Raw genomic sequence first — 8,508 nt, forward strand, 5'->3', positions numbered from 1 at the left:
ACGGGCGACGGGCGACGGGCGACGGGCGACGGGCGAACGGTCTTGTTCGCGGCCCGGTCGGCGGTCGCGCTGTACCGCCTGCTCGATGTTCTCCCCGTCTTCTCGGGAGATGCCAGGATCACTCGCCTGTTCACGCTTGTCCCCGGCTCCGACTTCGAGGCAGACGCCTTCTCCGCGGTCGACGCCCTCGGGGCCCGCACGGTGCCGTGGAGCGAAGCCTGCGCTCGCCCGTTCGACCTGGTGGTCGCCGCGAGCCCGAAAGGCGATCTCAGCCTGCTGCGGGGACCGCATGTCCTCCTCCCGCACGGTGCGGGCTTCAACAAGGCCATCCGCAGCGAAGGTTCGGCCGGCGCGGCGTCCGGACTCGACCCGATGTTCCTGCGACGGCCGCACGACGGTGCTCACTTGGCGCTGCACGCCTTGGCCCACCCCGACCAAGTCGCCAGACTGGCCGCCGCCGACCCGCAGGCAGCTCACCGCGCGAAGGTGATCGGCGATCTCACGCTGGAGCGCGTCCTTGCCTCGACGTCACTGCGTGAGCGATACCGGGTGGCGTTGGGGACCGGCGCCCGCAAGCTGCTGGTCCTGGCCTCCACTTGGGGTCCCGAGTCCCTCATCCGACGACATCCCGGGCTGGCTGCCCAGCTCATGGGCCGACTGCCGCACGACGAGTATCAGCTGGCTCTCGTCGTCCATCCCAATGAGCGCAGCCGGCTGGGGACGTACGAACTGTCCGAACGCCTCGCACCGGCCCTCGACGCCGGATTGCTCCTGGCGGACCCGCACGAGGAGTGGGCTTCCGTCCTGATTGCCGCGGACGCGCTGGTCACCGACCACGGTTCCGCCGCCCTGTACTACTGCGCCGCCCAGGACCGTCCAGTCGTGAGCGTCCACCCGGGCGGCGGTGAGCTGATCCCCTCCAGCCCGATGGGCGTGCTCCAGCAGCGAATACCGCAGGTGGAAGGGGCCGAGGGCGTCATCGACGCACTGCGAACGTACCGGCAGGGTCCCGGCCACGCGGCAGCGCAGGCCGCGTTCGCGCACGCCGGTGACGCCCTGGACCGGCTGCGGTCCGAGGTCTACGCCCTGCTCGGCCTGGCACCGCCGGCCACCGGCGTCACACCGCGGTTGCTGCCGTCGCCCGCGCCCGCGACGCGTCTGCCGACTGCGTTCGATGTCCAGGTGTCGGCCACCGCGGCCGGCGTCCGGGTCACCCGGTACCCGGTCGGCATCGGGCCGCCCGGTCACCACCTGGCCGTGGAGCACGGTGCTGCCGGCGAGCGGCTCGCCCGTTCCGCGGGTCTGCTGTTCCGCCGCCCGATGCCGGCGTCCGCCGCTCCGGTGGATCTCGTCTGGACCGCCGACGGGTGGGCGCGGCATGCTCTGGCCGCCTACCCGGGCTGTCGTACTGCGGCGGCGGTGTTGCCGTCCGGTGGGTGCCTGCTCAGGGTCCGCGGTCATGAGCAGGCGTACAGCGTTCAGGCCGAGCCCCTGCTGGGGGCGGGCCGGGTCACGCGCGTCGACCCGGCCGTCGCGCTGTCGGCCGTGCACTTTCTGCTGGTGTCCGGCCGGTCCGCCCCACAGGGCGGCATCGTGCTGGACTGCCTCGTCGGTGAGCGGGCTTTTCGTGTGACTCTCCGCGCGGCCACGGATGGTGAGGCCGGGCAGGTCGTCTAGGTCAGGCCGTTGCGTCTGCGGAAGGTCTGGGCCGCCACGCGGTGCTCCTCGGCCTGTGCCAGATGCCCTTCGGCTGTTTCCAGTTGGGCGAGGGCGTCGTGGACGCGGGCCAGGTCGAAGCCCGAGCCTCGCCTGTCGGCCTGACCGAGCGACGTCTGGTAGAGCTCGCGTGCTTCGGCTGTCCGGCCGAGGCGGTGCAGGACGTCGGCGAGGGCGAACGCCGAGCGTCCGATCAGCCTCTCGCGTCTGTCCGCCACGAAACCGCTGTGCGCCTCGGACAGCAGACGACGCGCCGTCTCGAGGTCGCCCGCCTTCGCGCCGGCCTCGCCCATCCGGTAGGTCTGGAGCAGGACGCCGTAGGGGTTGGGGATCGCGCGGTGCAGGTCGCGTGAGGCCGTGAAGTCGGCCAGGGCGGCAGTCCACTCGCCTCGGGCGCTCTTGAGCATTCCGCGGTGCTCCACGGCCGACGCCGCGAGTTTGCGGTCCCGCTCGGAGCCTGTCAGGAGTTCGAGGGCGGACATGGCCGCGTCGATCTGCTCCTGGGCCGCCTCCAGTTCCTGCGCCTCCCACAGGTGTCTGGCCAGTTGGCAGCGTGTGCGCACGAGCCATCCCGCGTGTCCCCCGTGCCGGAGGGCCGCGTCGACGGCCCGCCGGAGGGCCTCGGTGGCCTCGGACTGGTGGGGGTGGTCCAGAGCGTGCGTCCACACGGGCTCGGACAGCGCCACGACCTCGGTGTCCATCCCTCGGTCGAAGGCCAGGCGGGAGCAGGCGTAGAGCACGTGCCGCTCCTCCTCCAGCCAGCGGCCGGCGCGTGCGGAACACGCGGCCCGGGCCTCGCCGTCCACGGCCGTCTCCGGATCCTCCAGCGGAACGTCCGGCGCACCGGCTACGGGGTCGAAGCGGTCCACGACGGTCAGGCGACGGCCGGCCGCGAACCGGTCGGCCCGTTGCGCCTGCCGGACGAACCAGCGCAGCAGCCGCGCCGTCGCCTCGACCGCCTCCCCGGGCCCCGCGTCCTGGCGGGATCTGCGCAGGGCGTGCGCGCGCAGTGGCCTCGGCAGTCTCATCTGGCCGGCCTCGGTCAGCGCCAGCAGGCGCAGGTCCAGCAGACCGGCGCGGTCCAGCTCCTCAAGGGCGTCCTGGCAGCCCTCCGGTCCCAGGCCCGACAGTGCGGTGGCGGAGTGGAGCGTGAACGTCTCGCCGAGATGGTGCGCCAGCAGCCGGTACAGGTGGGCCGCCGGACCGGACAGGTCGGCGTAGGCCGTGTCCCAGACCCGCTCCACGCCGGGCACGCCCTTCTCGTCGAGCTCAGCGGCGAGGTCGGCGATGAGGCGGGAGAGCGGACGCAGCCGGTGCGTGCGTACCCACCGGCCGGCCACGTGGAGGGCGGCGGGAAGGCCGTCGCACAGCCGGACCACCGCACGGGCCGCCTCCGGGTCCGCGGCCAGCCGGTGGTCCTGGACGATCAGTTCGAGCAGTTCCGTCGCCGCCCGCTCGTCCAACGGGGGCAGGGCCAGGTTCACCGCGGCGCCGGCCTCGAAGTCGTGGAGCGGGCCGTGGCTCGTGACGATCACCACGCTGGAGCCCGCTGCCGGGAGCAGGGGAACGACCTCCGAGGCGTATCGGGCGTTGTCCAGCACCAGGACCAGTTTCGCGTCGGAGGTCCTGTTCCAGTACTGGCCGCACCGCGCCGCGTACTGGGCCTGCACCTGCTCCGGTGCCACGTCGAGTGATCTCAGCAGATGCGAGATCACGTCGCCCGGGTCCAGCACGCCGTCCGCCCGGAAGTCGTCCAGATCGACGGACAGCACGCCGTCGGTGAACGGGGGGCGCGCTCCCAGCGAACGCGCGATGAGGACGGCCAGCTCCGTCTTCCCCAGCCCCCCGGGCCCGGTCAGTGCCAGCACCAGCGGCCGGGAGCGGGCCCCCCACTGCGCCACGGCCCGTAAGGCGCGTTCCTGCTCGTCGTCACGATTGACGAAGTGCACCGGCTCCGGTGGAAGTTCGACTCTCACAACAGCCCCCTCGACCTTCCGCAGCGCACTGCGAGAACGACCCGACGATCACGCACTCTAGCGGTTGGCGTCAGGGTCGTTGGTGGCCGAACCGCACCCCCTCCCAGGGCACCGAGCGGGGCAGGGTGTCGGGGCTGCGCTGGGGGACGGACCGGGTCGGTGACGGTGTGATCTGCGGGCTCGCCCCCTCCACATGGGCCAGCTGTCCGAACAGTGCGGCGCGCAGCTCGGCGGTGACGGCGGCGTGGGAGTCCAGCCCGATGAGGTTGTCCAGCTCGTACGGGTCCGCCGCCAGATCGTAGAGTTCCGTCTCCAGGTAGTGGTCCGCGGCCGCTTCCCGCCACGGGTCGGTGTCCGGTCGCGCCCTCACGACGTACTTCCAGCGCTCGGTGCGCAGCGCCCGCCCGATGTGGTCCTCGCTGATCTGTACGAGGACCGAGCCCGGGCGCCGCGGGTCCGACCCGCCGTGCAGCAGCGGCAGCAGCGACCTGCCGTGCAGGCCCTCGGGGACGGTCAGCCCGGCCGCGTCGATCAGCGTCGGCATCAGGTCGAGGGTGCTGACCGGCTGCCGGACGAGACCGCCGCCGCGGAAGGACGGTCCCGTCAGGGCGAACGGCACCCGTACGGACGCCTCGTGCGCGGAGCGCTTGTACTCGCTGTTGCGGGTACGGAAGTGCGAGCCGTGGTCCGCCGTCCAGGCCAGCACCGTGTCGTCCTCGATGCCCAGGCCGAACAGGGCGTCACGCAGCCGTCCCAGTCCCTCGTCGACCCGTTTGATCTGGCCCAGATAGCCGCCCAGGTGGCGGTACGGCCCACCGTGCGGCGCGCCGGGTGCGAGCGCCGCGAGGTCGGGCGGGACCCAGCGGCCCTCGTAGCGCTCCCGGTAGCCGCGCGGCGCCGGGTAGTCGTCCGCCGGGTTCTGGTGGTGCGGTTCGAGGAGGGAGAGGAAGAGCAGGAACGGGCGGTCGTGGTGGTCGGCGACGAAGCGGATCGCGGCGTCGACGAGCGCGTCCGAGCGGTAGCCCGGCAGACGTACCGGCTCGCCGTCCTCGTCGTGGACCACCGTCCGATGGGCGTCGGAGGTGAACTCGAGCCGGTCCGAGGCGAGCCAGGAGCGGTAGCCGCCGCGCCGTTCGGCAGGGACCGGGCCGTCGGGCCCGTCCTCGCCCGCCAGATGCCACTTGCCGATGTACCCGGTGGCGTAGCCGGCCGCGTCGAAGACCCCGGCGAGGGTCGGCACGTCGGGTGGGAGGGGCAGGCCGTTGCGGAAGACTCCCGTGGCCGTCGGGTACCGGCCGGTCTGGAGTGCCGAACGGGCCGGCGCGCACACCGGGTTGGGGGTGATCGCGTGTTCGACGAGCGTGCCCTCGCGGGCCAGCCGGTCGAACTCGGGAGTCACCCCCGCCCGGTTGCCGTGCACGCCCGTGGTGTCCCAGCGCTGCTGGTCGGTGAGGACCACGATCACGTGGGGACGACGGGGCGCGGTCATGCGGTGGCGGCCTCCGCGGTCGAGGCGCCCGCCACGTTCGACGCACCCGACGTGTTCGACGCGCCCGACGCGGCGCCGAACGCCGGGTCCGGCACCGACTCCGGGGACAGCAGCACGGAGGCGCGGCCGTCGACGCCGACGGGGACGTCACCGTCGATGGTGACCCGGCGCAGCTTGCGCTCGTGGTCGTCGGAGTCGTCCACCCCGTAGTGCTGGGTGGCCCGGTTGTCCCAGATGGCGACGTCGCCGACCTGCCACTGCCAGCGGACGGTGTTCTCGGGCCGCTCGATGTGGGACTGGAAGAGCTGGAGCAGGGCTCGCGAGTCGGGCGCGGTCAGTCCCTTGATGCGCTGGACGAAGTTGCCCAGCAGCAGCACCCGCTCCCCCGTCTCCGGGTGGACGCGTACGACGGGGTGTTCCGTCAGGAACTTCGTCGAGGTGAACACCTCGCGGAACCGGACCAGTTGCTCGGGCAGCGCGTCGGGGCGCAGGGCGGCGTAGTCGTAGTCGTTGGAGTGCACGGCGCGCAGCTCGTCGGCGAGGCGGCGCAGCGGCTCGGGCAGCCGGGCGTACGCGGTCGCGGTGTTGGCCCACAGGGTGTTGCCGCCGTACGGGGGCACGACGGAGGCGCGCAGGATGGAGAAGGCCGGGTAGGCGGGGACGAAGGTCACGTCGCTGTGCCACTGGTTGGCGCGGCCGCCGTAGTCGGAGTCGATCGGGAAGGAGTAACGGCCGTCGGCGGAGGGGACGGTGGGGTGGGCGACCGGCGTGCCGAGCAGCCGACCGAAGGCCTCGTGCTGTTCCTCGTCCAGGTGGTCCTGGCCGCGGAAGAAGACGACCTTGTGTGCGAGCAGGGCGGCGCGGATCTCCGCCACGGTGGCGGCGGGCAGGTCGCCGTCGAGGCGGACGCCGGAGAGGACGGCGCCGAGCCGGCCACCGACCTTCTGCACGGTGACGGCGGGGGCCGAGGCTGTGGTGGTCATGCGGGGTGTCCTTCCTGGAGCGCGAGCGACACGTGTCGGCTCGCGTGCAGTTATTTCCTGAGGGGAAGAAATTGGGGTGAGGCAGGGACCGCGCCCGGAAGCGGCGCGACGGGAGCGGATGCCGGGTCTCGCGAGGGGCGGGGGTGCTACGACGACGATGGCGGCGGCGCGAGGTCGCGGAGCGGGACGCGCGGTTCAGGCGCCGGCGGCAGCCCGACAGAGGCTCGGACAGAGCGCCGGGGCGGTGCCCCAGGCTGCGGTGCCGAGCCGCGACTCGCAAGCGGCCGTGGTGAGCATGTCCCGGAGACTGGCAGGGCTCGGCGAGCATCGTCAAGGTCGGGGACCGGGCGCCGGACACCGCCCCGGGGTGCTTCAATTCCCTCTGCACGGCACTTGGCCGTCGGTCCTCAAAAACCGTTCTGACCAGGCGACTTCAGGTGCCGAACCGAAGGATCCGACGCCTTGGCGCCCCCTCTGCGGGGCGGCCCGCGACCGGCTTCGGGATTTCATGTCCCCGCAACGTGGAGAGGCATCGATGACGTCCACCCCCCACCCTCCCCGGATGGTCGGCGACGGCCGGCGCGAGGCGAACGCGGCCCTCGTGCTGCGGACGGTCCTCGACCACGGCCCGGTAGCCCGCGGCGCCGTCGCCCGGCTGTCGGGACTCAGCCCGGCCGCCGTGTCCCGGCAGGCCACCGACCTGTCCCGCACGGGACTGCTGCGCGAACTGCCCGACCTCGTCGAGGGCCGGGGCGTGGGACGCCCGCAGATCCCGATCGACCTGCACCTCGGCGCGGTGGGCGGGCCGGTGGCCGGCGGCGTGCACCTCGGGGTGCCCGCGTCGACGCTGGGCCTGGTCGACCTGCGGGGCAGGGTGCTCGCCCGGCGCTTCGTCCCGCACGACGGACTGGACCGGGAGCTGCTGCCGGCCACCGTCGCCGCCGAGCTGCGCGCCTTCCTCGCCGAACACGTAGGCGAAAGGCCCCTGTTGGGAGTCGGCGCGGCGTTGGGCGGCTGGGTCGATCCGGTGCGGGGATCGGTCGTCCGGCATGAGGCACTCGGCTGGCGGTACCGGCTGCTGGCCGCGGAACTCACCGAGGGCCTGGGCGGTGTGCCCGTGCGGATCGACAACCACGCGCGTGCCATCGCCCAGTCGGAGATCCTCTTCGGCAGGCCGGCCGCACGGCGCAGTCTCGTCCATCTCTTCGTCGGCAATGTCGTGGACGCGGCCCTGGGCATCGCCGGTGTGGTGCATCAGGGGCCGGGTTCGGCGGCGGGTGACGTCGCGCACCTGCCCGTGCCCGACTCCACCGTCCCCTGCCCGTGCGGCCGTTCCGGCTGCCTGGAGGCGACCGCGTCGAACACCGCCGTCGCGGCGACCGCGGCGCGCCGGGGGATCGTGCCGGAACCCGACATCTTCCTGGTCGTGGACGCGGCGGCCGCCGGTGACCGGCGCGCGGACCGGCTGCTGCGGGAGCGGGCCCGGGCCGTGGGCAGGGCGGTGGCTCTGCTGCTCGACGTCGTCAACCCCGAGCTGGTGGTCGTCACCGAGCACGCCAGCATCCTCAACGCCGAGTACCTGGAGGAGATCCGGGGCGCCGCCGTCGACCTCTCGTCCGTCTGCGACGACCCGGAGCGCATCGTCAGCCCCCACGCGGGCCCGGCCACGCTGCCCGTCGCGGCCGGCACCGTACTGCTGAACCCCCTGTTCAGGGCGCCACTGCGGACGATGGAGGAGAGGGCGGAGACGAAGCGGAACGACTGAGGTCGTCTCACTGGACGGACAGCGTCGTTGACCGCCGGACGAGGTCACTGTCATATTGCTGGCGTGAATCCAGACAAGCGCCTCGTCTCCCGCAGGCACGTCGACCTGTGTCGGCAGGCCAGCGCGGTCTGTGCCGTCCGCGTCTGATCACCACGCCCGCGAGCGCACCGCGTCTTCCCGCCGACGCCTCCGGCTCGCCCACGCACCCTCTCTCCTGACACGCGCCCGAACGCGCTGAGCATCGCGGATCGTCCGTAGACGCCGATCCCCGCCGGCAGCGCCGACGCGCGCACTTCCGTGCCGAACCGTGAGCCGTTCGCACGACCTCGCAGCCATGCATTCCGCTCGCAGCGGAAGTAATGATCCGCGACGTCGAGCGCGCGGCGCCGTTCGCCGTGTCCCGACGTCACCTCATCGTCCTTCGAATCGTCACAGGCAGGCATCCGATGACCGAGTCGTACCCTTCCCTTGCCGCCACACCCTCCCGGCGGACCGCGCTGCGCGCCGCCGGCGGTGGCACCCTGCTCCTCGGGCTGGGACTGGCGGGCTGCCGCTCGGCCGTCTCCGAGTCTGAGTCCA

The 8,508-nt window shown here is 72.9% G+C and carries 7 protein-coding genes; 4 read left to right on the forward strand and 3 right to left on the reverse strand.

Annotated elements, in window-relative coordinates; translation table 11 throughout:
* On the forward strand, positions 1–1,677 hold a 1,677-nt coding region (locus GTW67_RS18800; protein ID WP_346010687.1), incomplete at its 5' end, for a CDP-glycerol glycerophosphotransferase family protein.
* Here the strand turns inward: GTW67_RS18800 and GTW67_RS18805 are convergent.
* From GTW67_RS18805 to GTW67_RS18815, 3 genes are all read right to left on the reverse strand, one after another.
* The gene (locus tag GTW67_RS18805) at positions 1,674–3,692 is read right to left on the reverse strand and encodes an NB-ARC domain-containing protein (protein ID WP_161165979.1); all 2,019 of its coding nucleotides are present in this window, start codon (positions 3,690–3,692) and stop codon (positions 1,674–1,676) included. The genes GTW67_RS18800 and GTW67_RS18805 overlap by 4 nt on opposite strands.
* A gap of 70 nt (positions 3,693–3,762) precedes the next feature.
* A complete protein-coding gene (locus GTW67_RS18810; protein WP_161165980.1) occupies positions 3,763–5,181 on the reverse strand; it encodes a sulfatase-like hydrolase/transferase in 1,419 nt (472 codons plus the stop codon).
* Positions 5,178–6,164 (reverse strand): TauD/TfdA dioxygenase family protein, encoded by a 987-nt coding sequence (locus GTW67_RS18815; RefSeq protein ID WP_161165981.1) that lies wholly within the window; start codon positions 6,162–6,164, stop codon positions 5,178–5,180. Before GTW67_RS18815 ends, GTW67_RS18810 begins: the two co-directional genes overlap by 4 nt.
* Before the next feature lie 535 nt (positions 6,165–6,699).
* Here GTW67_RS18815 and GTW67_RS18820 point away from each other — a divergent pair.
* The 3 genes from GTW67_RS18820 to GTW67_RS37760 form a co-directional block, all read left to right on the forward strand.
* The gene (locus tag GTW67_RS18820; RefSeq protein WP_161165982.1) at positions 6,700–7,929 is read left to right on the forward strand and encodes an ROK family transcriptional regulator; all 1,230 of its coding nucleotides are present in this window, start codon (positions 6,700–6,702) and stop codon (positions 7,927–7,929) included.
* A gap of 63 nt (positions 7,930–7,992) precedes the next feature.
* On the forward strand, positions 7,993–8,076 hold the full coding sequence (locus GTW67_RS38585; RefSeq protein WP_351136315.1) for a putative leader peptide: 84 nt from the start codon (positions 7,993–7,995) through the stop codon (positions 8,074–8,076).
* 212 nt (positions 8,077–8,288) lie between these two features.
* A partial coding sequence (locus tag GTW67_RS37760; protein WP_237518925.1) for a hypothetical protein occupies positions 8,289–8,508 on the forward strand: 220 nt, incomplete at its 3' end.

Source organism: Streptomyces sp. SID5910 (genome assembly GCF_009862125.1).
Classification (GTDB): domain Bacteria; phylum Actinomycetota; class Actinomycetes; order Streptomycetales; family Streptomycetaceae; genus Streptomyces.

Excerpts from the sequence above, each read along its gene's own strand:
- GTW67_RS18810 (WP_161165980.1), bottom strand. The coding sequence starts at position 5,181 with ATGACCGCGCCCCGTCGTCCCCACGTGATCGTGGTCCTCACCGACCAG.
- GTW67_RS18815 (WP_161165981.1), bottom strand. The coding sequence starts at position 6,164 with ATGACCACCACAGCCTCGGCCCCCGCCGTCACCGTGCAGAAGGTCGGT.
- GTW67_RS18820 (WP_161165982.1), top strand. The coding sequence starts at position 6,700 with ATGACGTCCACCCCCCACCCTCCCCGGATGGTCGGCGACGGCCGGCGC.